Consider the following 26,015-nt stretch of genomic DNA (forward strand, 5'->3'; position numbering starts at 1 on the left):
ACAGGGTACCCGTTGGCCCGAGGCTCGGGAACGAGTGCCGCCGGTTACAGTCTGAAGCGCAAATCGATCAACTCGTCATTGCGCCGTGTTGGCTGGCGGACCCGGGGCGAAGGTCTCACAAGGAGTTTTCCATGACATTGAATGTTCTGTTGCGCCAGGGTCAGGCGGCGTTTCTCGCACTGGGCCTGATGGGGCTCGGCATGGCCGCCCAGGCGGAGGAAGAGCCGCTTGATCGTCCGATCGAGAAGGTGCTGGAGCCGATTCAGCTGACCGACCGGGTCCATTACTTTTACGGCTCGCTCGAGAACCGGACGCCGAACAATCTGGGTTTCACCAACAATACCGGCTTCGTGGTGACGGACGAAGGCGTGGTGCTGATCGATTCGGGGCCGAGCTACAAGGTCGCCCAGCGCATGGAGGAGGCGATTGCCGAGGTGACCGACAAGCCGATCACGCACGTGATCTCGGTGGGCAGCCAGGATCACCGCTGGCTGGGCAACGGCTACTTCCAGGAGCATGGGGCGGAGCTGGTTGCGCTGCAGCGGACCGCGAGCACCCAGGCCGAACGTGGCGAGGATCAGATCGCATCGCTGGCCAACTCCGTGGGTGAAGAGGCAATGGAGGGTACCGAGCCTGTTCCGGCACCGGAGCCCATCGATGCCGATGAATACACCCTGTCCGTTGGCGGTGTGGACTTCGAACTGATCTATGCCGGGGATGCCCACTTCCCGGGCGACATCATGGTCCACCTTCCGGGCGAGGACGTCGTCTTTACCGGTGACATCGTCTATACCGAGCGCATGCTGGGCATCCATCCCTTCAGCAACCCGGTGGAAAACCTGGAGGCCTTCCGGCACCTGGAATCCATCGATCCGGAGATCGTCGTGCCGGGGCACGGCCGCGCGACCGACATGGCCGAGGCGCGCGAGGACACCGGCGATTACCTGGAGCTCCTCGTGCGCGAGGTGACGGCAGGTATCGAGGACTGGGAATCGCTTAGCGAGGTCGTCGATCGCCTGGAGGATCTGGAACAGTTCAAGCATCTGCGCCACTACGATGACTGGCACCGTCCGAACGTGAACCGGACCTACCTGTTCATCGAAGGCAATATGTAGCCTCCGGAATCCCGGCCTGCGGCCGGGAAAACTGCCGACGCCGCAACGCCTGTGATAGGCTTCGCGGCGTTGTCATTTGTGGCGACCCCCACTCTTACAAGCGACGTTCGACCCCGCGTATGGGTCGGCGAAGGAGCCTCGCAATGCCCGCAGTCACCCTCCCCGACGGCAGCCGCCGCGAGTTCGATCACCCGGTCACCGTGCTGGACGTGGCGAAGGACATCGGTCCGGGCCTTGCCAAGGCCACCCTGGCCGGCAAGGTGAACGGACAGTTGGTCGATGCCCGCCACGAGATCGACGACGACGCGGAGGTCGCGATCGTGACCGACCGGGACCCCGAGGGGGTGGAGATCATCCGGCATTCGACGGCGCACCTGATGGCACAGGCGGTCAAGCAGCTCTTTCCCGACGCGCAGGTGACCATCGGCCCGACCATCGAGAACGGCTTCTATTACGACTTCGCCTATGACCGCGGATTCACGCCGGAGGATCTGGAGAAGATCGAGAAGCGCATGAAGGAGCTGGCGAAGCAGGACCTGCCGGTGGAACGCTCGCTGATGGACCGCGACGAGGCGGTCCAGTATTTCCGCGACATGGGCGAGGAGTACAAGGCCGAGATCATCGCGAGCATCCCGCAGGGCGAGAACATCTCGCTGTACAAGCAGGGCGATTTTGTCGATCTCTGCCGGGGCCCGCACATCCCGTCCACCGGCAAGCTGAAGGCCTTCAAGCTGACCAAGGTGGCCGGAGCCTACTGGCGCGGCGACTCCGACAACGAGATGCTGCAGCGCATCTACGGCACCGCCTGGCCGAACAAGGACCAGCTGAAGGAACACCTGGACCGCCTGAAGGAGGCCGAGCGCCGCGATCACCGCAAGATCGGCCAGGAGCTGGACCTGTTCTCGATCCAGGACGAGGCCGGTGGTGGCCTGGTGTTCTGGCACCCGAAGGGCGCGCGTATCCGCCGCGAGATCGAAAAATACTGGTACGACATGCATGAAAAGGCCGGCTACGATTTCGTGGTCTCGCCGCATATCGCGAACCTGGAACTGTGGAAGACTTCCGGCCACGCGGATTTCTACGCGGAATCCATGTACGAGCCGATGGAGGACGAGCACCAATCCTTCCAGCTCAAGCCGATGAACTGCCCGTTCCATGTGCTGATGTACAAGGACCGGCTGCATTCCTACCGCGACCTGCCCCTGCGCTGGGCGGAGATGGGTACGGTGTACCGGCGCGAGATGTCCGGGGCGCTGCACGGGCTGATGCGGGTGCGCGGCTTCACCCAGGACGATGCCCATATCTTCTGTCGCGAGGATCAGATCGAGGCCGAGGTCATGGGTGTGATCGACCTGACCCTCGAGGTCCTGCAGACCTTTGGCTTCGAGAAGTTCGACGTGAACCTCTCGACCAGGCCCGAGGATGCGGTTGGCTCCGACGCGATCTGGGAGCATGCGACCGCCTCGCTGCGTTCGGCGATCGAGAAGAAGGGGCTGGAATACTCGGTGGACGAGGGTGGAGGCGCCTTCTACGGGCCGAAGATCGACATCAAGATCCATGATGCGATCGGCCGTGAATGGCAGTGTTCCACGGTGCAGCTGGACTTCAACCTGCCCGAGCGTTTCGACATGGAATACGTCGCCGAGGACAACGAGCGGCGACGCCCGATCATGATCCACCGCGCCCTGCTGGGATCGGTGGAGCGCTTCTTCGGTGTGCTGATCGAGCACTACGCCGGTCACTTCCCGACCTGGCTGGCCCCGGTTCAGGCTGAGGTGCTGACGATCACCGAACGCCAGGACGACTACGCCCGCGAGCTCACGAAGACGCTGCGGGACAAGGGTTTCCGGGTCGAGTCCGACTTGAGAAACGAGAAGATCGGCTTTAAGATTCGCGAGCACACGCTCAAGCGCGTGCCGTACCTGCTGGTCCTTGGCGACAAGGAAATGGAAAACGGGCAGGTCGCGGTGCGTACGCGAAGCGGGGAAGACCTCGGGGTCATGAGCCTCGAGGCCTTCGGCGAGCGCCTCCGGGAGGAGGTTGCCATTCGCCAACACTGAACCTTGAACTGGAGAGAAGGCTATTAGCGCAGCAAAAACGGTCCGCCTGAACGATCAGATCAACTGTCCGCAAATCCGGCTGATCGATGCCGAAGGCGAGAATCGCGGTGTCTGCAGCACTGCAGAGGCCTTGGAAATGGCCCAGGAAGCGGGTCTCGACCTGGTCGAGATCTCGCCGAATGCCGAGCCACCCGTGGCCCGGATCATGGACTACGGCAAGTTCAAGTTCGAACAGGCGAAGAAGGCGCAGGAAGCCAAGAAAAAGCAGAAACAGATCCAGATCAAGGAAGTGAAGTTCCGTCCGGGCACGGACGAGGGCGACTACCAGGTCAAGCTTCGCAACCTGCGCCGCTTCATCGAGGCCGGTGACAAGGGCAAGGTGACCATCCGCTTCCGCGGGCGCGAGATGCGCCACCAGGAGCTGGGCGGCGAGCTGCTCGACAAGATCGAGCAGGACATGGCCGATATCGCGGTCGTGGAACAACGCCCGAAGATGGAAGGGCGCCAGATGATCATGGTGCTGACCGGCAAGAAGAAGTAGCCCGGTCAGACAACAAGGATTGCGCAGGTCTCCGCATACCTGCCGATCCTCCCATAAACGGTCGGCCCGTAGCGGGTACGGCCCAAAATGCCGGAGAGAGCAATGCCAAAGATCAAGACCAATCGGGGTGCGGCCAAGCGCTTCACCCGTACCGGGTCGGGGAAGTTCAAGCGGTTTCAGTCGCACCGTAGCCACATCCTGACCAAGAAGCCTACCAAGCGTAAGCGTCACCTGCGCAGTCCGGCGATGGTGCACGAGTCGGATGCCCCGGCCGTGCGCAAGCTGCTGCCGTACCGTTGAACTGACCGAGGAATCGAGACATGCCACGAGTCAAGCGCGGTGTAACCGCTCACGCCCGCCACAAGAAAGTCTTGAAGCAAGCCAAGGGCTATTACGGCGCCCGGAAGAACGTCTTCCGTGTTGCCAACCAGGCCGTTATCAAGGCCGGTCAGTATGCCTACCGTGACCGTCGCCAGAAGAAGCGTCAGTTCCGGTCGCTGTGGATCGTCCGCATCAATGCGGCGGCCCGTCAGTTCGATCTCTCCTACAGCCGTTTGATGAACGGTCTGAACAAGGCCGAGATCGAGATCGACCGCAAGACCCTGGCCGATCTGGCCGTGCACGACCTGACCGCATTCGGCAAGATCGCGGAGAAGGCCAAGGCTGCGCTGCCGGCCTGAGCCGCAGGGCATGAAGGACTGCCCGTCGACGGTTGTCGGCGGGTCCCGAGAAGGGAGGGTCAATGCCCTCCCTTTTCTGTTTCGGGAACACGAAACGAGGCGCCGGCAAGGCAGCGGTCCCCCCAAGCGCGGGCTGCTGCCTGGCAGGCGAACAGGGGCCGGGGAGGCCCGTACCAGGCGGGGGAAGACGTGGAACAACTGCAACAGCTGGTCGCCGAGGCGCGCGAGCGCGTCGAAGGCGCCACGGACCTGAAGGCGCTGGACGAGGTCCGGGTGCGCTATCTTGGCAAGAAGGGCGTGCTCACGGCCCAGCTCAAGGAGCTGGGCAAGCTGCCGGCGGAGGACCGGCCGGCAGCCGGGCAGAAAGTGAACGAGGCCAAGACCGAGGTGGCCGGCCTGATCGAGGCGCGCAAGGAGGCACTGGCGCAGAGCGCACTGGCGGAACAGCTGGCGGGCGAGCAGGTCGACGTGACGTTACCGGGGCGACCTGTTCCGGATGGGGCGCTTCACCCAATTACCCAGACCCTGGAACGGATCGAGGACTTCTTTGCGGGTCTGGGGTTCCGCGTCGCCCAGGGCCCGGAGGTCGAGGACGACTTTCACAACTTCGAGGCCCTGAACATCCCCGAGCATCATCCCGCGCGCGCGATGCACGACACCTTCTATTTCGATGCCCATCGCGTGCTGCGCACCCATACCTCGCCGGTCCAGATCCGCACGATGGAACAGCAACCGCCGCCGCTGCGGGTGATCGCGCCGGGGCGCGTGTATCGCTGCGACTCCGATCTGACTCACAGCCCGATGTTCCACCAGGTGGAAGGGCTCTGCGTGGATACCGACATCACGTTCGCGAATCTGCGCGGAGTGCTGAGTGCGTTCCTCCAGGCCTTCTTCGATCGTGACGATCTCGCCACGCGCTTCCGGCCGTCCTACTTCCCCTTCACCGAGCCTTCGGCGGAGGTGGATATCCAGTGCGTGCACTGCGGCGGCGAAGGCTGCCGGGTCTGCAGCCACACCGGCTGGCTGGAGGTCATGGGATGCGGGATGGTGCACCCGAACGTGCTCGGCCACGTCGGAATTGATTCCGAGCAGTACACCGGGTTCGCGTTTGGTCTCGGGGTCGAGCGCATGGCGATGCTGCGCCACGGGGTGAAGGATCTCCGGCTGTTCTTTGACAACGATATCCGCTTCATCGGGCAATTCGGGCAGACAGGCTAATGCGTATCAGTGTGCAATGGCTGCAGGAATGGCTGCAGATTGACGAGACTCCTTTGGAGCTGGGTCATCGCCTGACGATGGCGGGCCTGGAGCTGGATGCCGTGGAACCCGCGGCCCCGGACTTCATTGGGGTCCGGGTAGGCCATGTGCTGTCGGTGGAGCCGCATCCGGATGCCGACCGTCTGCGCGTGTGCCAGGTGGAGGCGGGCGAGGCGGAGCCGCTGACGATCGTCTGCGGCGCGCCCAATGTCCACGAGGGGATGCGTGCCCCGGTGGCCGTGATTGGCGCGGTCCTGCCGGGCGATTTTCGGATCAAGCGATCCAGGCTGCGCGGGGTGGCCTCCGAAGGCATGCTCTGCTCGGCGCGCGAGCTGGGACTCTCCGAGGACGCCGCGGGACTGCTGGCGTTGCCGGCGACCCTGGAGGCCGGACAGGATCTGCGCGAGGCGCTGGGGCTGGACGACACCATTCTGGAAGTGGACCTGACCCCGAACCGGGCGGATTGCCTCGGGATGCGCGGCATTGCGCGGGAATGCTCGGCGTTACTGGACCGCCCGCTGCAGGCGCCTGTGGCGTCGGTCGCGGGGGTGGCCAGCCCGGCCCGGGTGGGTGTGGATGTGCGCGACCTGGAGGCCTGTCCGCTGTATGCAGCCCGGGTCCTTGAAGGGCTGGATGCGCAGGCCACGACGCCGTTGTGGATGACGGAACGGCTGCGTCGCGCCGGTGTGCGGCCGCTCAGTGCCATCGTGGACGTGACCAACTACGTCATGCTGGAGTTGGGTCAGCCCCTGCACGCGTTCGATGCCGAACGCACCGGCGACCCGATCGTGGTGCGCCGGGCCGCGGAAGGGGAGTCCCTGACCCTGCTCGGGGGTGACCATACGGTGAAGCTTTCTCCGCAGGATGTGGTCATCGCCAGTGCCGAGGGCCCGCTGGCGCTCGCCGGCGTGATGGGGGGTGCCGCGAGTGCGGTCGATGATGCCACCACCCGGGTGATCCTCGAGTGCGCACATTTCACGCCGCGGGCACTGGCCGGCCGGGCGCGTGCCCATGGTCTGCACACCGACGCCTCTCACCGCTTCGAACGGGGCGTCGATCCCACCCTTGTGTCGCAGGCCATGGAGCGCGCGACCCAGTTGCTGCTGGAGATCTGCGGCGGACAGTGCGGCCCGGTGGAGCAGGTGGGCGAGACACCGACCTCGCACGGCGAGTCCGCCATCACTCTGCGTCCGGGTCGTATTCAGCGCCTGCTCGGAGTGACTCTGGAGCCATTCGAGGTGGAGCGGATCCTGCGCGCACTCGACTGTCTGGTGGCGACCACCGACGGGGGCTGGTTGGTGCATGCGCCGCGTGCACGCTTCGATCTCGAGCGCGAGGAGGACCTGATCGAGGAGCTCGCGCGGGTGCACGGCTACGATGCCCTGCCGCAGACGCTCCCGGAGCCGGCGGCGCCCGCGACCCCGGATGCGGGGCTGCGGTCGTTGCGTAGCGGCCTTGCCCGTCAGGGCTTCCACGAGATCATTAGCTTCAGTTTTGTCGCGCGCGAGGCGGCCCAGGCCTTTTATCCCGACGTCGAACCGCTGGCGCTGGCCAATCCGATTTCTGCGGATCTTGCGGTAATGCGCCCGGGCCTATGGCCGGGGCTGGTAACCACCGCGGCCTACAATCAGGCGCGTCAGCAATCGGATTTTCGCCTGTTCGAGCATGGCCTGCGCTTTGTGCCCGATGCCTCGGGGCTGCGGCAGGAGGGGCGGCTGGGAGGCCTGCTCGGCGGACGGGCGCACCCGGAATTCTGGCAGGGTGCGGCGCGCGAGCTGGATTTCTTCGATGCCAAGGGGGTCGTGGAGGGCCTGTGCGAACGCGTGGGCGGGCGACTCGGCTTTCGCGCCGAGCGTCACCCGGCGCTGCATGATGGCCAGTCGGCGCGGGTCCTGGTGGATGGTGAGGCGATCGGCTGGGTTGGCCGTTTGCATCCCTCGTTGTGCGAGCGTTTCGACGTGGACCCCGTTTACCTGTTCGATCTGGATGCGGTGGCTGTGGTGCGCGCGCCGGTGGCGCAATTCGCGCCGTTGTCGTCGTATCCGTCGATTCGCCGGGACCTGGCGCTTGTGGTGTCCGAGTCGGTGGCGGCGGGTGACGTTCTGGCGGCCATCGATGAAATGGACCTGGAGCTTGTTCAGGACGTTCGCCTGTTCGACGTCTACCAGGGCAAGGGCTTGAATCCGGACGAAAAGAGCCTCGCTTTGGGCTTGATTTTACGGGCTTTTGATCGCACCCTAGGTGAACAGGACGTTGCTGGTGTCACCGATGCGGTGGTGCAGCATCTCCGGGCCCGGTTCAACGCAACCCTGAGACAATAGCCGATGGCAGCTGTAACCAAGGCGGATCTCGCCGCCGTGCTAAACGAGGAACTGGGTCTCAACAAGCGCGAGGCCAAGGAATTCGTCGAGATGTTCTTCGAGGAGATGCGCCAGTCGCTGGAGTCGGGCGAGGGCGTGAAGCTTTCCGGTTTCGGCAACTTCATCCTCCGCGACAAGAATCAACGGCCGGGGCGGAATCCCAAGACGGGCGAGGAGATTCCGGTTTCGGCGCGCCGCGTGGTCACTTTCCGCCCGGGACAAAAATTGCGCGAACGGGTAGAGAGCTATGCTGGAGGCGAGTAACCACCAGGAACTGCCCGCGATCCCGGGCAAGCGCTACTTCACCATCGGCGAGGTGGCGGAGCTATGCCAGGTCAAGCCGCATGTGCTGCGTTACTGGGAACAGGAGTTTCCGATGCTCGCGCCAGTCAAGCGGCGCGGCAATCGACGCTATTATCAGCGTCAGGATGTCATCCTGATTCGCCAGATCCGGGCCCTGCTGTACGAGGAGGGCTACACCATCAACGGTGCGCGCCAGAAACTCTCCGGTGACGAGGCGAAGGGGGACCGGCATCAGGCCCAGCAAATCATCCAGGACACCATCTCCGAACTTGAATCCGTATTGCGGGTGTTGCGCGCCTGAGGTTCCGGTCCAGGAAGGCGGCAGGACGTTGTGTTGAGGCAATTCGCCACGCTCATCGCATGCTGCGGTTTCTGATTCGGATCCATTGGGCTTCGCGACTTTCCGAACTGGGCTTTCTTCACTCTCTCGCCACCCGTAACGGGTTTCCTCTGTGGGAAAAAATCAATCCCGTGCTTGGCAAAGTTCCAGCTCAATGGATAGAGCGGTCGTGACGGGAACAGGTGGTGACGGGTGCTTTCGTGAAGGCGGGGAATCGGATATAGTTCGCGGCTTCGGGGCGTGGCGCAGTCTGGTAGCGCATCTGCATGGGGTGCAGAGGGTCGCAGGTTCAAATCCTGCCGTCCCGACCAAACAGCAATCAACGAAAAAGGCCGCTTGAAAGCGGCCTTTTTCGTGTCCGTAGCTTCGCCCGACCGGACCAGGGGCTATTCCATTGAACGTCGCCGCGCCTCGCGTTGATAGTGGAGCAGGGCGATGTTGGTCTGGCGTTCCAGCCACTGGGTCATCCCGACGACTTCGAATCCGGCGTACTCGTAGCCGTCGCGCGTGCTGCGCCGACGGTTGGCCAGACGCAGGTCACCCGAAAGCCGTTCGCTCACATCGGGGAGTAGCAGGTTCGCGAACGCCAGGGTGGAGCCGATCTCGAGTGTGTCGAGGGTGGAGGTCGGCAATTCGATGCACATGCCCTGTCCCGACAGGTCGACCAGTTCCCCAATCACCGGATCCTTCCAGGACGGGGTGCGCAGCTCGACCTGCGGGCGCTGGGCCATGGGGATATGGACGCGGAAGGTCTCCCGGCGCTGGAGGTACTGCAGTGTGTCGGGATAAGGGCAGGCGTACAGGGCACCGCCCTGTTCCTGCTCGATTCGTGCGACCGTGGTAGTAAACCGCACCGCGACCCCGCGCAGGGCGGCGAAGACGCGAAGCGACATGCCGGCGGTGACCTGCTGGTGCGCGCGGGGCGGGTTCAGCTCGTCAAGGAAGAGTTCCCTGGCCCCGGGATCAAGCCGCACCAGGGCCGAGGTGTACAGCGGTCCGTCGACATCGAGACGGACGCTCACCAGGGTGAGCTTGTGGTCGAGGTCCTTGAGGATGCCGGCGATCCGGTCCGGCTTGTCGACCGTATAGTCGGTGTCGTCCATGCGTCCGTGGCGTTAGTGAAGTGTGAGGACGCAAGGTACTGGTCGGTGGCGGGAAATGCCAGCACCAGCGGGAAAAAGCTGCATCAGGCTTGCGTGATACGGCGTCCGCCACGGCTGTTGGGACGGGTGCGGCCGTAGGGGTCGTAGGTCGCGGCCGGGCCGGCCTCTTCGCCCCGCAGGATCTGCATGGACAGATCGACGCGCTGGCGATCACGATCAATCAGCCGCGCATTCCCCTGATTGAGTGTGTTGCAGCGTTCGATGGAGTGGCGCAGGGCCAGCCAGTGGTCTTTGAGCACGGCACCATCGTCCAGACGCGACAGGAGACGGGCCATGCCCTCGGGCGTAAATGACTCGTTCTCGGTCTCGGCGATTTCCCGTTGCTGATGCGTCTCGGTTTCGAGGTCCTGGAGGAGCCCCTGCTTGGTGGTCACGATTTCCTGCAGGGTCTCGGGCGTGCGCGCCTCGACCGCGCGCGTTTCCTGCAGCAGCGCCTCTTCCAGCTGGTGGGCCAGCCGGATCGAGGCCTCCAGCGAGCGCAGCAAGCGATGGCGCGAGTCGGCATTCATGGCGTCGGGTCCCGTCGTTTGTCCGTGGTCAGCGCAGCAGGCGTTCGAGGTCGATCATGCGATCGGCCAGCTGTTCGTTGTCCACCGGATAGTTGCCGTTGGAAATCGCCTCGCGCAACTCGGCCACCCGTGCGGTGTCGAACGGCGCGCTGTCGCTCGCGCCGGCCGCCGAGCTGATGGCCTGAGCCGCACCGGTCAGGGTCAGTGAGTCGTTGCCGGTTGCCGGCGTGTTGTCCGCACCCTGAGTGCGGTTGGCTGCGCCGTTGTTGTCCTCTCGGCCCTTGACCGTGGAACTCTGGCTGTCGGGGCGCAGGTTGTTCGAATTGAGGCCCTTGATATCCATTGTGCCGTCCTGTCGTTGTAACTGTGCTGCAATTGTTTACGGCCGGAATGTCTGAAACTGTAGTGCCGCGGCATTCGAATGTGTAATACGCGTCACAGACCGGCTTTCAGAGGGAGACCCGGACATGTCCGGAGGGCTGGATCTCGCCCTCCACGACCCGTCCGGAGGAGGTGTTTTTCACCCGGATGCGATCGCCCCGAGTGCCGTTCTCGAGGGCCTCGCCCTGCATTCGGATCGCGATGGACCCGTTTTCCGCCAGGAGCGTCACGCGCTGGCCACGGCTGACGATCTCCCGCTGGGTCACATGCTGGGTGCCGATGATCTGGCCCGGTCGCATGCTGCGCCGCGTTTGCTGCCCGACCAGGGCCGATTTGTCCTCATGATAACTGCCGGCGTGACGCGACGTCTCGATTCGCTGGAAGCGCAGGTCGCCGTTGGTGAGCGTGTGCTGGCGCGGCAGGGTACGGCTGGCAACCAGTACCTGGGCGTAGCGTTCCACGGTCGCGGGGACATACAGCTGCCAGGTGACGGGGCCGGCGCACTGGAGGTGGACCGCAGTGTTTCCGTCGCGACGACCGCCGGGAGGGAAGCGTGCTTTCAGGCCGTCGCTGCAGTAGGCCAGGCGCAAACGGTCGTCGAGCTGACCGATTTCGATGTTGATCTCTTCGGCGTTCGCGGCGTCCAGTTCCTGCAGCAGGAACTCCTCGGCCGCCTGGCGGATCTCCGCCACCGGATGGATCTCTGCCAGCGCCGTTGCCGACAACGGGAACAATGCCATGAGCAACAGCAGCCCGAGAGGGCCCGGTCGGAGCATGCACGTTGGCGATTGGTTCATGTTTCGGTCCTCGCCCTTTGGGGGCGGCGTCATTCGCCGGCCGCGGGGCGGCCAGTCGCAACACGTATCAATGGCCATGCAGGTTTGGTGCCAAGCGGTGAGACGCGCGGGATTCAAGACCCGGGCGCCGCCGCCGTTATCCCAGCAAGGCGGCGCCAGCAGGCGCATTCAAGCCAATGCAAATGACAGGCCGGGGTTGCGCGGTGCACACTTGGCCCTCGAAACCTGCCCGCAGCACGCGGCCGCGGGACAAGGAGAGCAGCACCATGAGTCAATTCATTGACGATGTGAACCAGCGGACACAGCTGGTGGGCCAAAACCGGATGGAGTTGCTGCTGTTCCATCTGGGGGGCGCCCAGACGTTCGGAATCAACGTGTTCAAGGTGCGCGAGGTCATCCCGTCGCCGCCGCTGCGCCAGATCCCGGGGTCCATGAGCGTGGTACGCGGTGTCGCGACACTGCGCGGTGGTACTGTGCCCATCATCGACCTGGCCCGGGCAATGGGCCTGCGCGGAGGGGTCGGCGCGGGGGAGACCGGCGATCAGAAGGTAGTGGTCACCGAGTTCAACCGGTCGGTGCAGGGTTTCTGGGTGTCGGCCGTGGATCGAATTGTGAACGTGAACTGGCAGGACGTGAAGTCGCCTCCGCGCGGGACCGGGCGTGAATCCTTCCTGGTGGCGGTCACCGAGATCGACAACAAGCTGGTCGAGATCATCGATGTCGAGCGGGTACTCTCCATCGTCAATCCGCTGCCTTCGGAGGTCTCCGAGTCCATCCGGGCGGATGCCACGGTGGAGGGCGGGCGCAAGGTCGTAATCGTTGATGACTCGGTGGTGGCCCGCAAGCAGATCGAGGGTGCGATCCGCGGGCTCGGGTTCGAGTACGAGGTCTTCAAGGATGGTCAGGAGGCACTCGACTTTCTGGAACAGAAGGCGGCAGAAGGGCTGGTGCGGGACCAGATCGAGCTGGTGATCTCCGATATCGAGATGCCGCGCATGGATGGCTACACCCTGACGGCCCGCATCCGGGACCATGCGGAGCTGAAGGATCTCAAGGTGCTGCTGCATTCATCGTTGAGCGGCGAGTTCAATACCGACATGGTCAAACGCGCTGGCGCCGATGCCTTCCTGTCGAAATTCAACCCGGACGAGCTGGCGAATGCGGTGCTGGATCAGACCGGGCGCGAGGATCGGCAGGGCGAATGACTTCCGGGCGGAACGGATTTGCCGCCCGGCAAGCGCGGTACGGCGGTGCAAGGCCGCGTACCCGTATCTGTCGTGACGAGGGCGCGACCCCGTATACTGGGGCCCGAATCACGGGGGTTGTCCCGGTTTTGCGGCGTAGGTGCCGCTGTCAAGGATTCGTCACTGGATGCCGGACCATGCTGGACGGCGCTAGGGAAACGCTGATGACCGTACCCACTCGCGTTGGTACCCCACGCTCTCCGAACCCAGGCGCGGCGTGCAGTGAGTAGTGGTGCTATCCGCACGTGGCGCAACGCAGGATCGAGGAACCTGAGGTACCAAACCCATGGGGCCCGGCCGGCCGATGTTGATCAAAGCGGGCGTGTGCAGGACGTTGCAGCCCCCTTTTGCAGGATGCCGGCACGGCGGTCGAGGCGCCTTGTTCGCGCGCAAAAGCGACTCGAGCGCGAGCGTGTACACTCATCGGTGTTTCCTTGGGGGATGAACGGGTGATCGATTCCCGCGACTACGAAGAGTTTTCCCGCTTCCTGCAGGACTGCTGTGGTCTGGTGCTGGGTGACAGTCGCCAATACCTGGTGTCCAGCCGCCTCTCGCGTCTCCTCGACGAGTTTGACTTCAAAAGCGTTCCGGAGCTCCTGCACGCGATGCGGCAGGCGCCGAACCCGCGGCTGCGCACCCGTGTGATCGACGCGATGACCACCAACGAAACCTCCTGGTTTCGCGACGGCTTTCCGTTCGACATCCTGCGCCAGGTGCTGCTCCCGGAACTGGCCGAGCCGGGCACCAGCATCAAGATCTGGTCTTCGGGCTGTTCCAGTGGCCAGGAGGCCTACAGCATCTCCATGGTCGTCTCGGAGTGGGAGGAGTCGCGCCCGAGTCGCAAGGTGCCGGTCTCCATCCTGGGGACGGACTTGTCGGAAAAGATTCTGGACGATGCCCGGCGGGCGGTGTACGACGGACTGAGCATTGTGCGTGGCCTCAGCGAGAGCCGGCGCGAACGCTTCTTCGAGACCGTGGCAGACGGACATAAGGTGGTCCCCGAGGTCCAGCGTCGCTGCCGCTTCCAGAAGCTCAACCTGATCGACAGCTACGCGGCCCTGGGCAAGTTCGATCTGGTGTTCTGCCGCAATGTCCTCATCTATTTCTCGGGCGATACCAAGCGACAGGTTCTTGACGGTATTGCCCGGCAGATGAATCCGGGCGGGTATCTGTTTCTTGGCGCTTCGGAGACGGCCGGGCCCTACACCCAGGCCTTCGAAACCGTTCGCACCGAGTATGGATCGGTCCTGCGGCTGAAATCCTGATGTAGTTCCGCCACGGGGCGGTATCCCCGGAGCGCCCGTGCAAAGCGGGCGATGGCTTTCTTCAGCCCCGCGTCGCCGTCCCCGGAACCTCCTGGCCCGTTCGGGCGACCCGTCCGTGATGGCATAGCGTTTGCATCACCTTCGCTGCAAGGGGCGCAATGGCTGTGTCCCCGTTCTCCAAGCGAGGGTCCGTCACGACGGACAGGACGGAAGGCATGAGTCTCTCTCTCGACAAGGCGATGGGCATTCTGCCGCAGGCGGTCAACGTGCGGGCAGAGCGTATGGAGTTGCTGGCGTCCAACATCGCCAACGCGGACACACCGAATTACAAGGCGCGGGACATCGATTTCCGCTCGGTACTCGAATCCGCATCCGGGGGCGGCACTACCTTGCCCATGGCGCGCAGTCAGGCGGCGCATATCGATCCCACCGCCGGTGCCACGAACGGGCCGGCCGAGGCGCTTTACCGCGTTCCGTCGCAGGCATCGCTGGATGGCAACACGGTGGACCCGCAGATGGAGCGGGCCGCCTTTGCCGAGAACGCCGTGCAGTACCAGAGCAGTCTGGAATTCCTCAACCGCCGGGTCTCCGGCATCCGTGACGCCCTGCGGGGCGATCGCTGATCGGCCTGATCGGGAGATCGATGTCGTGAGCAACCTCTTCAGTCTGTTCAATACCTCTGCCTCGGCGCTGTCGGCGCAGTCGGTGCGCCTGAACACCGTGTCCTCGAATCTGGCCAACGCGAACACCGCGGCGTCCAATGCGGACGAGGCCTACCGCGCCAAGCAGGTGCTGTTTCAGAGCGTGATGGACCAGGCCAATCCGAATGGCTCGGCCACTGCAGTGCGGGTGGCCGGCGTTAGCGAGTCGGAGGCGGCGCCGCATGCCCACTACGAGCCCAACCACCCGCAGGCGAACGAGGAGGGCTATATCTTTCGGCCCGCCATCAGCGTGGTGGAGGAGATGGCCAACATGATGTCCGCCTCACGCAACTACGAGGCCAACGTCGAGGTGATGGAGACCTCGCGTCAGCTGCTACAGCGCACGTTGCAGATCGGCCAAGGCTAGGGAAGCACTGATCAATGTACACACTCGCGTTGGTATCCCAGGTTTTCCGAGACGAGGCGCGCCATGCGGCGGGTAGTGGTTTTACCCGCAAGCGGCGCACCGCAGGATCGGGGTACCTGGGGTGCCAACCCCACAAACAATTGAAAGCAGGGGCTCGCCCGCCCGTTGTTGACGAAAATGGGCGCGCGCACGGCGTTGCGGCTCCCTTGTGCAGAATGACTGCACGGCGGTCAGCGCGCCTTGTTCGCACGCAAAAGCGACTCGAGCGCGCTTGCGTACATTAATCAGTGTTTCCCTGGAGGAGCCGTCATGACACAGATATCCCCCGAAATGCTGGACCGCCTGGGCCTTTCGAGACAGCAACAGAAACCGGAAGAAGGCGAGATGGACCGCCTCGGCCAGTCCGACTTCCTCAAGCTGATGACGACTCAGCTGGAGAATCAGGACCCGATGGAGCCGATGGAAAACGGCGAGTTCATCGGCCAGATGGCGCAGTTCTCCACCGTGACCGGGATCGAGGAGCTGTCCAAGTCGTTCGAGCAACTTGCGCAGTCGATGGGGCAAAACCAGACGCTACAGGCGGCGTCACTGGTGGGCAAGGATGTGCTGGTGCCGGTGGAGTTCGGCGAGCTGGGACCTGACGGCATGGTCAACGGGGCGGTGGATCTAGAGCAAAGCACGGAAGAGCTGCAGGTCGATGTGTACAGCCCGAATGGCGAGCGCATCCGGCGCATGAACCTCGGCGCCGCCGGCAGTGGCCTGCAGGAGTTCAGCTGGGACGGCATGCGCGATGACGGGACCTTTGCCCCGCCGGGCGTGTACGAGTTCAAGGCTACGGCGCGTTCGGGGACCGAGTCCGAGGCCGTGGATACCTTCCTCGATGCCCGCGTGGACAGCGTCGCGGTCGATGAGGACTCCGGGCTGGCACTGACCGTGCAGGGCCTGGGCGAGATCAGTTTTTCGGATGTACGGCGGATTGGCGGCTGAGCGCCCGCCTGCGACAAAAGAACCCCAAGGAGGAAAGACACCATGCCCTTCAATATCGGATTGAGCGGACTCAACGCGGCCCAGGCCGATCTGCAGACCACTGGCAACAACGTCTCCAACTCGGGGACTACAGGCTTCAAGCGTTCGCGGGCCGAGTTCGGCGACGTGTTTGCCCAGAGCTTCGGTGGCATCAGCCAGACGGCGATCGGCTCCGGCACACGGTTGCAGGCGGTGACCCAGCAGTTCTCGCAGGGGCGTACCGAGTTCACCGAGAACGGCCTGGACCTGGCTATCAATGGCGAGGGCTTCTTCGCCCTGAACGACCAGGGCAGCACGGTGTATTCCCGGGCGGGCGAATTCCAGGTCAATCGCGATGGCTTTCTGGTAAACAATCAGGGTCAGGAATTGCAGGGCTACCCGCCGCAGGACCCGAACAGCGCGGATCCGGATTTCAACACAGGGCAGCTTGAAGACATCCGCTTGCAGTCCGGCGAAGCACCGCCCCGCGCGACTACGTCGGTCGAGGCCTTGCTGAATTTGCGTTCCGACGCCGAAGAGCCCTCGGCTGCACCGTTCGACTTGAACGATCCCGATACCTACAACTTTTCGACGTCCCTGACGCTCTACGATTCGGTGGGCACATCGCGCGACGCCAACATCTACTTCGTCAAGGGGGCCAATGATCTTGAATGGACCGCCCATGTTGGCGTGGACGGTCAGGAATACGACTCGTTCGATCTGACCTTCGATGGCAGTGGATCCCTCGACGATGTTCAGCCGGATCCCGCAGAGGTCACGGTGCCGAGCGCCGATCTCGGGAACGGTGCCGACGATCTGGTCTTTGAAATGGATTTCGGGGAGACCACTCAGTACGGCGGCGATTTCGCGGTGAACGATCTGAACCAGGATGGGTTTGCTTCGGGTCGTCTCACCGGCGTGGACATTGATGAATCCGGCGTGGCGTTTGCCCGCTTTACCAATGGCCAGTCGACCGTCCTGGGCCAGGTTGCAATGGCCAACTTTACCAATCCGCAGGGGCTGGAACAGGTGGGGGACAACAACTGGGCCGAGACTTTTTCGGCGGGCGAGCCGGTGTTCGCGGCACCCGGGACCGGCAATCTGGGCACCATTCAGTCTGGTGCGCTGGAGGCGTCCAATGTGGACATTGCCCAGGAGCTGGTGAACCTGATCACCGCGCAGCGCAACTTCCAGGCGAATGCGCAGACGATCTCCACGGCCGACCAGGTCACTCAGACCATTATTAATATCCGCTAAGGGGCGGATAAGGCGCTGACGAGGGCTTGAGCATGGATCGATTTCTGTACATCGCGATGTCCGGTGCGAAGGAGACGATGCACGCACAGGCCATCAACAATCACAACCTGTCCAATGCCAACACCGACGGCTTTCGCCAGGCGCTGGCCACGGCAGACACCGTGCCCGTCCGCGGCCCCGGATACGCCTCGCGCGACTACACCCAGGTCGGCAACGAGGCGGTGGATTTCAGCAAGGGCAAGATGCAGAGCACCGGCCGGGATCTGGACATCGCCATCGAGGGCGAGGGCTTCATCGCGGTACAGGGTCCGGACGGTGAAGAGGGGTACACCCGGGCCGGTTCGCTGCAGGTGGATGCCTTTGGAATGCTGCGCACCGCGCAGGGCCATCAGGTGCTGGGCGATGGCGGGCCCATTGCGATCCCGCCGGCCGAGAAGATCGAGATCGGCACTGACGGAACGGTCAGCGTGCGCCCGCTGGGAGTCGGTCCCGAGGCCCTCGCGGCGGTGGAACGCATTCGCCTGGTCAACCCGGACACGGACGACCTGCAGCGGGGGGATGACGGCCTGTTCCGCATGGCGGAAGGCGGCGAGGCGCCGGCCGACGCCGAGGTGCGGATCGTCTCCGGGATGCTGGAGGGCAGCAACGTGAACACCATCGAGGCGCTCACGCGGATGATCGAGCTTTCGCGACACTTCGAGATGCAGGTGAAGATGATGGATAGCGCCAACACGCTGGAACAAAGCAGCAACCGCCTGCTCGGCCTCGGCTGATGCGTGGCTTCGAGAGTAACGACAGGAGAACACCATGAACCAGGCACTGTGGATCGCCAAGACCGGCCTCGACGCGCAGCACACGCGCATGTCGACGGTCTCGAACAACCTGGCCAACGTGAATACCACGGGCTTCAAGAAGGACCGGGCGGTTTTCGAGGACCTGATCTACCAGACCGTGCGCCAGCCGGGTGCCCAGGCCACGCAGGACCAGCAGCTGCCCTCGGGCCTGCAGATCGGTACCGGGGTGCGGACGGTGTCCACCGAGAAGATGTTCGAGCAGGGCAACCTGCAGCAGACCGAGAACTCGCTGGATATTGCCATCGAGGGCCGCGGCTTCTTCCAGATCCTGTTGCCGGATGGCAACGTCGGGTACACCCGGGATGGCAGTTTCCAGCTGAACTCGGACGGCCAGGTGGTGATGTCCAATGGCTACCCGCTGCAGCCGGGCCTGTTCGTCCCGGAGGACACCCAGTCCCTGGAGGTCGGCAAGGACGGCACAGTGACGGCGCAGATCCCCGGCCAGGCGGAGCCGGTGGAGCTGGGCAACATCCAGTTGGCGGATTTCGTGAATCCGGCCGGCCTGCAGGCGGTGGGCGAGAACCTGTTCCGCGAGACGGCGGCTTCGGGCGTGGCGCAGCAGTCCCTGCCGGGGCTGAATGGCACCGGAACGGTGGTGCAGGGCTCGCTGGAAACCTCGAACGTGAACATCGCCGAAGAATTGGTGAACATGATCGAGACCCAGCGCGCCTACGAGGTCAATTCCAAGGCGATCTCGGCGGCCGACCAGTCACTGCAGTTCGTCAACCAGACGATCGGGTGATGTGATGACACGTCTCGGAACCGTTCTTCGCCCGTTGCTCGCCCTGACCGCGGCATTGCTGTTGTCCGCCTGCGCCGCCACCCAGAGCACCAAGCCGAACGACAACCCGGATTACCAGCCGGTGATGCCGGCGCAGCCGGTCCCGCAGTCGCAGAACAATGGTGGCATCTACCAGGCCGCACATTCCCAGGGCCTGTTCGAGGATTACAAGGCGCGCAACGTCGGCGACATCCTGACTGTGATACTCGAGGAGAGCACCAACGCGCAGAAGTCGGCGTCCACAGCCACCGGCAAGGATTCCAATCTCGAGCTGGGCAACCTGTCGGCCTTCGGTCGCGAGGCCACCTTCAACGGGCGTCCCCTGTTCGGAGCCAGTAACTCGAGCTCGCGCGACTTCGACGGCTCCGGGGACTCCTCGCAGAGCAACCAGCTCGATGGCGAGATCACCGTGACCGTGGCCGAGGTGCTGCCGAATGGCAACCTGGTGGTGCAGGGCGAGAAGTGGCTGGGCATCAATCAGGGCGAGGAGTACGTGCGCTTTCGGGGCATCGTGCGTCCGGTGGACGTGACCACGAACAACACAGTGCTCTCCACCCAGGTGGCCGACGCCCGCGTGTACTACGGTGGTTCCGGCGTGCTGGCGGACAGCAATACCCCCGGCTGGATTACGCGTTTCTTCAACAGCGCGATCTGGCCCTTCTGACCCGGCATGCCCGTGGCGAGGTACGACATGGATTCCATACCCTCCAAACAGCGCAGCTCCGAACGTCGAGGCGCGCAGCTCGGTGACTGGCGCCGGATCGCGTTGCTGCTCCTGGTGGCGGTTCTGGTGGCAGGGGTCGCAAGTCCCTCGGTGTCCGCGCAGACTGCTATCCAGCAGCAGGCCGCCCTGCAGGAGCGCAGCTACATGGAGCGGGTCAAGGATGTGGCCAGTGTCTCCGGTGTGCGCGATAACCAGCTGATCGGCTATGGTCTGGTCGTCGGCCTCGACGGCACGGGGGACCAGACGACCCAGACCCCTTTCACCGTACAGAGCCTGAACAACATGCTCGGGCAGCTGGGGCTGACGCCCGATGCCGGCAATCCCCAGCTGCGCAACGTGGCGGCGGTGATGGTCACGGCCGAACTCCCGCCGTTCGCCAAGTCCGGGCAGCGGATCGACGTGACCGTGTCGTCCATGGGTAACGCGACCAGCCTGCGCGGCGGGACGCTGCTGATGACGCCGCTCAAGGGCGCGGACGGGCAGACCTACAGCATTGCCCAGGGCAACCTGGTGGTGGGTGGATTCGGCGCCGAGGGTAGTGATGGCTCGAGCATCACCGTGAATGTACCGAGCGTCGGTCGGATCCCCAACGGGGCGATGGTAGAACGCGAGGTCCCGACGGCTTTTGCCCAGGGGGATCACGTCACCCTGAATCTGCGTCGCCCGGATTTCACCACCGCGAACCGACTTGTCCAGACCGTCAACGATACGTTCGGTCAGGGTGTGGCGCATGCCATGGATGGCTCTTCCGTGCAGGTTCGCGCACCGTCGGATCCGGATCAGCGGGTGGGATTCGTGGCCGAGCTGGAGAACCTGCCGATCGAACGTGGCGCGCCGCCCGCGCGGGTGATCGTGAACTCGCGTACCGGGACGGTGGTGATCGGTTCCAGCGTGCAGGTGACCCCTGCCGCCGTATCCCACGGCAGCTTGACCGTGACGATCAGCGAGGCGCCCCAGGTGGTGCAGCCGGCGCCCCTCGGCGAGGGCGAGACTGCCGTCCAGCCGGATACCGACATCGATATCGAGGAGGGCGACAACACCATGTTCCTGTTTGACCCGGGTACCTCGCTGGACGAGATCGTTCGGGCGGTGAACAACGTGGGCGCGGCCCCCGGCGATCTGGTCGCGATCCTGGAGGCTTTGCGCGAGGCCGGTGCGCTGCGCGCGGAGCTGGTGGTGATCTGATGGTCGGCGCGGGCATTGATACGCAGATGCAGGCCCGTTCGGCCATGGCGTCGGACCCCAGTGGTCTGCAGGACCTGGCCCGGGGTGCGCGTTCGGGCGATCAGAACGGACTGGAAGCAGTGGCCCGCGAGTTCGAGGCCATGCTGATCGGCCAGATGCTCAAGCAGATGCGCGAGGCCTCGCTGGGCGATGGCCTGTTCGACAACGAGCAGAGCAAGATGTACCAGGAGATGCAGGATCAGGAGTTCGCGAAGGCCATGAGCCAGGGTGACGGCATGGGCCTGCGCGACGCCCTGATGCGCCAACTCTCTGCCCAGCAGCCCGCCGCCCCCGAGACTCTGAACGACCCCGACCGCCAGGCGGGGCTCGAACTGCCGCGTCGGCGCTCGGAGCTGGACACCCTGCGGGCCTTGCAGGACGGTTCCGAAGGCGATGGACAGCCGGTGGCGCCACAGCGGCCCGAGTCTACCGGCCCACAAGCCGCGCGACCGGGGGTGGTACAACCGGCGCCGATTGCCTGGCCGCCGCGGGATGCCGCCGATTTCGTGCAGACCCTCGAACCCCTGGCGCGGGATGCCGCGGCCGAGCTCGGGGTCGAGCCCGGCATCCTGCTGGCACAGAGCGCGCTGGAGACCGGATGGGGTCAGCACGTGCCGTCGCGGGCCGATGGCCAGCCGAGCTTCAACCTGTTCGGGATCAAGGCGGACAGTGGCTGGAGTGGCGATCAGGTATCCGTGGGGACGCTGGAGTTCCGCGAGGGGGTTACCCAGCGCGAACAGGCGCGCTTCCGGGCCTATGCCGATCCGTCCGAGTCGTTCTCCGATTACGTCGAGTTCATTCGCAACAATCCGCGTTACCACCGGGCCCTGCAGGCCGGGGATGACGCGCAGTACATCCGCGAGCTGCAGGATGCCGGGTATGCGACGGATCCGGCCTATGCGGACAAAGTGTTGCAGGTACGCGAGCAGCTGGCCGCACACCAGGGCAGTGGATCGACTCAAGTCGCGGCCGACGCGGCCGTTACCCGTACCGAGGGGTAGAGCATGAAGCAGAAATGGTCCAGTCCGTTTGCTGAGAAGGCGTTGTCGCGGGAGGTACGGGCATGAGTGCGTCCGGTATCGGGACCTCGGCGCTGCTGGCGTTCCAGCGTGCGATCGGGACCACCAGCAACAATATCGCGAATTCGGCGACCGAGGGCTACAGCCGCCAGCGCACCGAGTTGTCCAATCAGACGCCGCAGTTCCTGGGGGGCAGCTTCCAGGGCCAGGGCGTGCAGGTGGACACGATTCGTCGCATCTCGGACGACTTTGTGAACACCCAGTTGCGCAATTCCATCTCCGATCAGTCGAATGCTGAGCTGAAGGCCTCGCTGGCCGGTCGCATCGACGATTTGCTGGGTAGCTCCAGTTCGGGGCTGACGCCGGTGCTGCAGGGCTTCTTCGACGCCGGTGAGGACCTGGCCAACGACCCGACCTCCAGCGCCGCGCGTACGGTCTTCCTGACCGAGGCCGAGTCCCTGGCGGAGCGGTTCGGCGCGATCGACCGGCGCATCGAAGAGCAGCGCGACATCATCAACGGCCAGATCGACACCAACGTCGAGGAGATCAACTCGCTGACCGAGGCGGTCGCCGGGCTTAACCGCGAGATCGTGGCCAAGTCCACCCAGGGCACCCCGAACGATCTGCTGGACCAGCGCGACCGTGTGTTGAATGAGCTGGCGGAGAAGGTGAATGTCCGCATCACCGAGCAGGATGACGGGGCGGTCAATGTCTTTGTAGGCAACGGTCAGGCCCTGGTGTTGGGCGGCAACAACCGCGAACTGGTGGCGGAGTCGCTGACCGGCGACCCAAGTTCGCCGGACATCGGGCTGGCCACCAGCGGGGATCCGGTCAACATTTCCCGTTTCATCCAGGGTGGCGAGCTGGGTGCGTTGCTGGAGACCCGCACCGGGATTATCGACGAGGCCCAGAATACCCTGGGTCGCCTCGCGACCAGCATCGGCCAGGAGTACAACCAGCAGAACAACCTGGGTCTGGATCTGAACGACGAGCTGGGCGCGGATATCTTCGACACCGGTAGCCCGGCCGTGCGCGGATTTCCGGGGAACAGCCTGAACGCGACGCCGGATGTGACGTTCGGCGATACCCGCGACCTGACGACTTCGGATTATCGCCTGGACTTCGATGGCACGGACTACCAGCTCACGCGCCTCTCGGATGGCGAGACGAGCACGCTGAACCTCGATGGTAACAATGTGGCGGATCCCGTCGACGGGCTCGTAATCGATGTCGATGGCCTGACCGGCGCCCAGGGCGGCGACGAATGGCTGATTCAGCCGACCCGCAACGGGGCTCGTGACCTGTCGGTGGAGATGACAGATCCCTCCGGCATTGCGGCCGCCGCCGCGGTGCGGGCCGATGCCGGTGCGGACAATACCGGGAATGCGACCATCGGATCGGTCCAGGCGGTGGACGCGGATGATGGTGCTCTCCTGGATGATGCGGTCGTGACGTTTGACGGGGCGGCCCAGGAGTTCTCGGTAAACGGGGACACGTTCGCACTGGATCCCGACGGAGTGACGACGATCAGCGCCAATGGCTGGGAGATGGAGATCCGCGGCACCCCGGCGGATGGCGATACCTTCGAGGTTGGCAGCAACGAGGGGCACCCGGGCGACAACCGCAACATGCTGGCGATGAATGACCTGTCGGACGAACGGCTGGTCGGGGGTGATCGCACGTTCGGGGATGGCTACAACAGCCTGCTGGCGAATGTCGGCACGCGCACGCGCCAGGCGCAGGTGGCCGAGGAGTCCGCGAACGCACAGCTGGAGCAGGCGGAGGCGCAGCGCGAGGCGGTGTCCGGTGTCAATCTCGATGAGGAGGCGGCGGACCTGATCCGCCACCAGCAGGCCTATCAGGCAGCGGCCCAGGTCATCTCGGTCAGCAATTCGCTGTTCGATTCACTGCTCGGTGCGGTCCGCCGCTAGGGATACGATGATGCGCATCTCGACCACCCAGATCTTCCAGACCGGCATCGACCAGATCCAGCGCGGTCAGACCGAGTTGAACCGGACCTCGCTGCAGATGGGACGCGGCGAGCGCATCCTGTCGCCGTCCGATGATCCGAGCGGAGCCACGCAGGTCAATCAGTTCGAGCGCATTATCCAGGCCACCAAGCAGTACCAGCGCAACATCGACAACACCCAGCCGCGCCTGCAACAGGAGGAATCGGCTCTGCAGAGCGGTACGGACCTGCTGCAGAGGGCGCGGGAACTGGTCGTGACCGGCAACAACGATTCCCAGACCAACGAGACCCGCAGTTATCTTGCCGGCGAGTTGCGTCAGTTGCGTGACGGGCTGTTCGACATCGCGAACACCAAGGACCCGAACGGTGAGTACCTCTTTGCCGGTACGAAGTCGCAGCAGCAGCCTTTCGAGCAGGATGGCGATGGCGCGGTGCGCTACGAAGGGGCGGAGGGATCGGGGAGTGTCCGCGAAGTCGCGATCTCGGCCAACCGGAACGTCCCGGTGGGGGATACCGGTGCGCGCGTGTTCATGGATGTTCCGGAGAATGACGGCCGTGTCGGGGCCGAGGTGACGAACCGGGAGGCGGGTAGTCGTCTCGTGGTCGAGCAGACTGGCGTGAACGATTCGGCTGCACTGACCGACGAGACCTACACCATCACCTTCGAGGATCTGGGGAACGGCGAGACCGGATACGTGGTCGAGGATGAAGGTGGCAATACGGTTGCCGACGGGCCATATGTCCCCGGCGAGGCCATTTCCTTCGAGGGGCGTTCCATCACCCTGAGTGGAGCCCCCGAGATCGGGGACGAGGTGGAATCCCGCCCGGCCGAGAACAAGAGTGTGTTCGAGACGCTGGATGCGATCATCGCGGCGCTGGAAGAAGGGGGTGCCAGCGGCAACAGCCGGGCCAATCTGGCGACGGCCAGCAACACCGCACTGGCCGACCTGGATGCGGTTCTGGGCAATTTCAGCGATATCCGGGCCGAGGTGGGCTCACGCCTGAAGACCTTCGACGAGCAAAAGGACCTGAATGAGGACCGGCTGGTGGATCTGAACAGTGCGGTGTCGGAGATCCGGGATCTCGATTATGCCGAGGCGATCAGCCGCTTCAACCAGCAGCAGGTGGCGCTGCAGGCCGCGCAGCAGACCTATACCCAGGTGAACCGCCTGTCGTTATTCGACTTTCTCTGATCAAACCGGGTTCGGGCGGATCATGTCGTGCCTTTGTGCGACCATGACGCCATTGTGATCAGCGAGAGTCCGGCATGGCGAAGAACAACGAACCCTCCGCGCCCATCCAGTACCGCTCAACCGGGCGTCCCCCGCGCTACCTGATTGTCCTGTTGATCCTGGCCGCACTGTGGGCGGGTTTCTGGGGCGTGATCCACCTGCAGTCGGGCGAGCCCGAGGCGGTGAACCTGAATATCGAGGAGCAGGCGGAGCTGGAGGCCAAATTGCAGGCATTGGGACCGCGCGACGCCGAGCCCCGGCCAGACGCTGTCCCCGGCGAGCCGATCATCGATCTCGAGGCCGAGGCCGAGCCGCTGGTCCCCGAGCTTTACGAGGAACGGGCCGAGGCGCGGGTGGTGCGTTTCAGCGAGCGCGAGCTGAACGCCCTTATTGCCCGGGACCCCGACCTGGCCGGCCGGGTGGCGATCCGGCTGACGCCGGGGCAGGTCAGCACCCGGGTGCGCATCGATGTGCCGGCGGACGTCCCTCTGCTGGGCGGGCGCGTTCTCAATGTGCGCTCGGGTGTTCACTTCGAGACCGACGAGGGGGAGGTGCACGCGCGCCTGGTGGGTGTCAGTGTGGCTGGAATCCCGCTGCCGGATGCCTGGCTGGGTGGCTTGAAGGAGGAGGACCTGCTCGGGCTGGAGGCCTTCCAGCAGCTGCGCGCCGGGATCGAGTCCATCGAAGTGCACGATGGCGAACTGGCCCTGGAACTCGCACGCTGAGGGAGCTTCCTGCCGGGTAACGCACCATTCCGGGTCCGATGTGTTCATCGCGGCGGGATGGGAGATATTCCTGGGCCGGGCTCGACGCAGAAGGGGGGTTGTCTTTGTATCGAGTTACTGTCGAAAGTGGTGTACGGGGGGG

Annotated in this window: 27 protein-coding genes and 1 tRNA gene; 24 read left to right on the forward strand and 4 right to left on the reverse strand. The window is 64.3% G+C overall.

Annotation, left to right across the window (positions count from 1 at the left end; all coding sequences use genetic code 11):
• Positions 1–131: 131 nt before the first annotated feature.
• The 10 genes from ACESLR_RS04325 to ACESLR_RS04370 all read left to right on the forward strand — a co-directional run bounded on the left by ACESLR_RS04325 (position 132) and on the right by ACESLR_RS04370 (position 8,967).
• A complete protein-coding gene (locus tag ACESLR_RS04325; RefSeq protein WP_373025223.1) occupies positions 132–1,115 on the forward strand; it encodes an MBL fold metallo-hydrolase in 984 nt (327 codons plus the stop codon).
• Positions 1,116–1,258: 143 nt separating this feature from the next.
• A complete protein-coding gene (gene thrS / locus ACESLR_RS04330) occupies positions 1,259–3,175 on the forward strand; it encodes a threonine--tRNA ligase (protein WP_373025224.1) in 1,917 nt (638 codons plus the stop codon).
• 22 nt (positions 3,176–3,197) lie between these two features.
• Positions 3,198–3,716 (forward strand): translation initiation factor IF-3, encoded by a 519-nt coding sequence (infC, locus tag ACESLR_RS04335; protein WP_373025246.1) that lies wholly within the window; start codon positions 3,198–3,200, stop codon positions 3,714–3,716.
• Positions 3,717–3,818: 102 nt separating this feature from the next.
• Positions 3,819–4,016 (forward strand): 50S ribosomal protein L35, encoded by a 198-nt coding sequence (gene rpmI / locus ACESLR_RS04340; RefSeq protein ID WP_017942014.1) that lies wholly within the window; start codon positions 3,819–3,821, stop codon positions 4,014–4,016.
• 20 nt (positions 4,017–4,036) lie between these two features.
• Positions 4,037–4,396 carry a 50S ribosomal protein L20 gene (gene rplT / locus ACESLR_RS04345; RefSeq protein WP_373025225.1) on the forward strand — a complete coding sequence of 120 codons (360 nt, stop codon included), beginning with the start codon at positions 4,037–4,039 and terminating at the stop codon, positions 4,394–4,396.
• 189 nt (positions 4,397–4,585) lie between these two features.
• Complete coding sequence (gene pheS / locus ACESLR_RS04350; RefSeq protein ID WP_373025226.1) at positions 4,586–5,614, forward strand: phenylalanine--tRNA ligase subunit alpha; 1,029 nt, start codon at positions 4,586–4,588, stop codon at positions 5,612–5,614.
• Positions 5,614–7,974 carry a phenylalanine--tRNA ligase subunit beta gene (gene pheT / locus ACESLR_RS04355; protein ID WP_373066710.1) on the forward strand — a complete coding sequence of 787 codons (2,361 nt, stop codon included), beginning with the start codon at positions 5,614–5,616 and terminating at the stop codon, positions 7,972–7,974. The genes pheS and pheT overlap by 1 nt, the downstream gene beginning before the upstream one ends.
• A gap of 3 nt (positions 7,975–7,977) precedes the next feature.
• Complete coding sequence (locus ACESLR_RS04360; RefSeq protein ID WP_017942010.1) at positions 7,978–8,277, forward strand: integration host factor subunit alpha; 300 nt, start codon at positions 7,978–7,980, stop codon at positions 8,275–8,277.
• Complete coding sequence (locus tag ACESLR_RS04365) at positions 8,261–8,617, forward strand: MerR family transcriptional regulator (protein WP_017942009.1); 357 nt, start codon at positions 8,261–8,263, stop codon at positions 8,615–8,617. The genes ACESLR_RS04360 and ACESLR_RS04365 overlap by 17 nt, the downstream gene beginning before the upstream one ends.
• 273 nt (positions 8,618–8,890) lie before the next feature.
• Positions 8,891–8,967, forward strand: a tRNA-Pro gene (locus ACESLR_RS04370).
• A gap of 75 nt (positions 8,968–9,042) precedes the next feature.
• Here the strand turns inward: ACESLR_RS04370 and ACESLR_RS04375 are convergent.
• The 4 genes from ACESLR_RS04375 to flgA form a co-directional block, all read right to left on the reverse strand.
• Positions 9,043–9,759, reverse strand: a complete 717-nt coding sequence (locus ACESLR_RS04375; protein WP_373025228.1) for a flagellar brake protein — start codon at positions 9,757–9,759, stop codon at positions 9,043–9,045.
• Between the two features lie 83 nt (positions 9,760–9,842).
• On the reverse strand, positions 9,843–10,328 hold the full coding sequence (locus ACESLR_RS04380; RefSeq protein ID WP_373025229.1) for a flagella synthesis protein FlgN: 486 nt from the start codon (positions 10,326–10,328) through the stop codon (positions 9,843–9,845).
• A gap of 28 nt (positions 10,329–10,356) precedes the next feature.
• Positions 10,357–10,671, reverse strand: coding sequence for a flagellar biosynthesis anti-sigma factor FlgM (gene flgM, locus ACESLR_RS04385; protein ID WP_373066714.1), 315 nt, complete (start codon positions 10,669–10,671; stop codon positions 10,357–10,359).
• Positions 10,672–10,777: 106 nt separating this feature from the next.
• Positions 10,778–11,449, reverse strand: coding sequence for a flagellar basal body P-ring formation chaperone FlgA (gene flgA, locus ACESLR_RS04390; protein WP_373025247.1), 672 nt, complete (start codon positions 11,447–11,449; stop codon positions 10,778–10,780).
• Positions 11,450–11,772: 323 nt separating this feature from the next.
• Between flgA and ACESLR_RS04395 the strand changes: the two genes are divergently transcribed.
• The 14 genes from ACESLR_RS04395 to ACESLR_RS04460 all read left to right on the forward strand — a co-directional run bounded on the left by ACESLR_RS04395 (position 11,773) and on the right by ACESLR_RS04460 (position 25,873).
• A complete protein-coding gene (locus tag ACESLR_RS04395) occupies positions 11,773–12,711 on the forward strand; it encodes a chemotaxis protein (RefSeq protein ID WP_373025231.1) in 939 nt (312 codons plus the stop codon).
• 488 nt (positions 12,712–13,199) lie between these two features.
• Entirely contained in the window at positions 13,200–14,015 is an 816-nt protein-coding gene (locus ACESLR_RS04400) for a CheR family methyltransferase (RefSeq protein WP_373025232.1), read from the forward strand.
• 215 nt (positions 14,016–14,230) lie between these two features.
• Positions 14,231–14,638, forward strand: coding sequence for a flagellar basal body rod protein FlgB (flgB, locus tag ACESLR_RS04405; RefSeq protein WP_373025233.1), 408 nt, complete (start codon positions 14,231–14,233; stop codon positions 14,636–14,638).
• A 25-nt stretch (positions 14,639–14,663) separates the two neighbouring features.
• Complete coding sequence (gene flgC, locus ACESLR_RS04410; protein ID WP_373025234.1) at positions 14,664–15,083, forward strand: flagellar basal body rod protein FlgC; 420 nt, start codon at positions 14,664–14,666, stop codon at positions 15,081–15,083.
• 309 nt (positions 15,084–15,392) lie between these two features.
• The gene (locus ACESLR_RS04415) at positions 15,393–16,070 is read left to right on the forward strand and encodes a flagellar hook assembly protein FlgD (protein ID WP_373025235.1); all 678 of its coding nucleotides are present in this window, start codon (positions 15,393–15,395) and stop codon (positions 16,068–16,070) included.
• A 42-nt stretch (positions 16,071–16,112) separates the two neighbouring features.
• Positions 16,113–17,345 carry a flagellar hook protein FlgE gene (gene flgE, locus ACESLR_RS04420; protein WP_373066718.1) on the forward strand — a complete coding sequence of 411 codons (1,233 nt, stop codon included), beginning with the start codon at positions 16,113–16,115 and terminating at the stop codon, positions 17,343–17,345.
• Between the two features lie 32 nt (positions 17,346–17,377).
• On the forward strand, positions 17,378–18,118 hold the full coding sequence (flgF, locus tag ACESLR_RS04425; RefSeq protein WP_373025237.1) for a flagellar basal-body rod protein FlgF: 741 nt from the start codon (positions 17,378–17,380) through the stop codon (positions 18,116–18,118).
• 34 nt (positions 18,119–18,152) lie between these two features.
• On the forward strand, positions 18,153–18,941 hold the full coding sequence (flgG, locus tag ACESLR_RS04430) for a flagellar basal-body rod protein FlgG (RefSeq protein ID WP_373025238.1): 789 nt from the start codon (positions 18,153–18,155) through the stop codon (positions 18,939–18,941).
• 4 nt (positions 18,942–18,945) lie between these two features.
• Entirely contained in the window at positions 18,946–19,644 is a 699-nt protein-coding gene (gene flgH / locus ACESLR_RS04435; protein ID WP_373025239.1) for a flagellar basal body L-ring protein FlgH, read from the forward strand.
• A 27-nt stretch (positions 19,645–19,671) separates the two neighbouring features.
• A complete protein-coding gene (locus tag ACESLR_RS04440; protein ID WP_373025240.1) occupies positions 19,672–20,889 on the forward strand; it encodes a flagellar basal body P-ring protein FlgI in 1,218 nt (405 codons plus the stop codon).
• Positions 20,889–21,929 carry a flagellar assembly peptidoglycan hydrolase FlgJ gene (gene flgJ, locus ACESLR_RS04445; protein ID WP_373025241.1) on the forward strand — a complete coding sequence of 347 codons (1,041 nt, stop codon included), beginning with the start codon at positions 20,889–20,891 and terminating at the stop codon, positions 21,927–21,929. Before ACESLR_RS04440 ends, flgJ begins: the two co-directional genes overlap by 1 nt.
• A 62-nt stretch (positions 21,930–21,991) precedes the next feature.
• Entirely contained in the window at positions 21,992–23,878 is a 1,887-nt protein-coding gene (gene flgK, locus ACESLR_RS04450; protein WP_373025242.1) for a flagellar hook-associated protein FlgK, read from the forward strand.
• A 10-nt stretch (positions 23,879–23,888) separates the two neighbouring features.
• Positions 23,889–25,109, forward strand: coding sequence for a flagellar hook-associated protein FlgL (flgL, locus tag ACESLR_RS04455; RefSeq protein WP_373025243.1), 1,221 nt, complete (start codon positions 23,889–23,891; stop codon positions 25,107–25,109).
• Between the two features lie 74 nt (positions 25,110–25,183).
• On the forward strand, positions 25,184–25,873 hold the full coding sequence (locus tag ACESLR_RS04460) for a hypothetical protein (RefSeq protein WP_373025244.1): 690 nt from the start codon (positions 25,184–25,186) through the stop codon (positions 25,871–25,873).
• The last annotated feature ends 142 nt before the right edge of the window (positions 25,874–26,015 follow it).

Origin of the sequence: Thioalkalivibrio sp. (assembly GCF_041685615.1) — a bacterium.
GTDB lineage: Bacteria > Pseudomonadota > Gammaproteobacteria > Ectothiorhodospirales > Ectothiorhodospiraceae > Thioalkalivibrio.

Coding starts and splice junctions, on each gene's coding strand:
- ACESLR_RS04325 (WP_373025223.1), top strand. CDS start 132: ATGACATTGAATGTTCTGTTGCGCCAGGGTCAGGCGGCGTTTCTCGCA.
- thrS (WP_373025224.1), top strand. CDS start 1,259: ATGCCCGCAGTCACCCTCCCCGACGGCAGCCGCCGCGAGTTCGATCAC.
- rpmI (WP_017942014.1), top strand. CDS start 3,819: ATGCCAAAGATCAAGACCAATCGGGGTGCGGCCAAGCGCTTCACCCGT.
- rplT (WP_373025225.1), top strand. CDS start 4,037: ATGCCACGAGTCAAGCGCGGTGTAACCGCTCACGCCCGCCACAAGAAA.
- pheT (WP_373066710.1), top strand. CDS start 5,614: ATGCGTATCAGTGTGCAATGGCTGCAGGAATGGCTGCAGATTGACGAG.
- ACESLR_RS04360 (WP_017942010.1), top strand. CDS start 7,978: ATGGCAGCTGTAACCAAGGCGGATCTCGCCGCCGTGCTAAACGAGGAA.
- ACESLR_RS04365 (WP_017942009.1), top strand. CDS start 8,261: ATGCTGGAGGCGAGTAACCACCAGGAACTGCCCGCGATCCCGGGCAAG.
- ACESLR_RS04375 (WP_373025228.1), bottom strand. CDS start 9,759: ATGGACGACACCGACTATACGGTCGACAAGCCGGACCGGATCGCCGGC.
- ACESLR_RS04380 (WP_373025229.1), bottom strand. CDS start 10,328: ATGAATGCCGACTCGCGCCATCGCTTGCTGCGCTCGCTGGAGGCCTCG.
- flgM (WP_373066714.1), bottom strand. CDS start 10,671: ATGGATATCAAGGGCCTCAATTCGAACAACCTGCGCCCCGACAGCCAG.
- flgA (WP_373025247.1), bottom strand. CDS start 11,449: ATGGCATTGTTCCCGTTGTCGGCAACGGCGCTGGCAGAGATCCATCCG.
- ACESLR_RS04395 (WP_373025231.1), top strand. CDS start 11,773: ATGAGTCAATTCATTGACGATGTGAACCAGCGGACACAGCTGGTGGGC.
- flgB (WP_373025233.1), top strand. CDS start 14,231: ATGAGTCTCTCTCTCGACAAGGCGATGGGCATTCTGCCGCAGGCGGTC.
- ACESLR_RS04415 (WP_373025235.1), top strand. CDS start 15,393: ATGACACAGATATCCCCCGAAATGCTGGACCGCCTGGGCCTTTCGAGA.
- flgE (WP_373066718.1), top strand. CDS start 16,113: ATGCCCTTCAATATCGGATTGAGCGGACTCAACGCGGCCCAGGCCGAT.
- flgF (WP_373025237.1), top strand. CDS start 17,378: ATGGATCGATTTCTGTACATCGCGATGTCCGGTGCGAAGGAGACGATG.
- flgG (WP_373025238.1), top strand. CDS start 18,153: ATGAACCAGGCACTGTGGATCGCCAAGACCGGCCTCGACGCGCAGCAC.
- flgH (WP_373025239.1), top strand. CDS start 18,946: ATGACACGTCTCGGAACCGTTCTTCGCCCGTTGCTCGCCCTGACCGCG.
- ACESLR_RS04440 (WP_373025240.1), top strand. CDS start 19,672: ATGGATTCCATACCCTCCAAACAGCGCAGCTCCGAACGTCGAGGCGCG.
- flgJ (WP_373025241.1), top strand. CDS start 20,889: ATGGTCGGCGCGGGCATTGATACGCAGATGCAGGCCCGTTCGGCCATG.
- flgK (WP_373025242.1), top strand. CDS start 21,992: ATGAGTGCGTCCGGTATCGGGACCTCGGCGCTGCTGGCGTTCCAGCGT.
- flgL (WP_373025243.1), top strand. CDS start 23,889: ATGCGCATCTCGACCACCCAGATCTTCCAGACCGGCATCGACCAGATC.
- ACESLR_RS04460 (WP_373025244.1), top strand. CDS start 25,184: ATGGCGAAGAACAACGAACCCTCCGCGCCCATCCAGTACCGCTCAACC.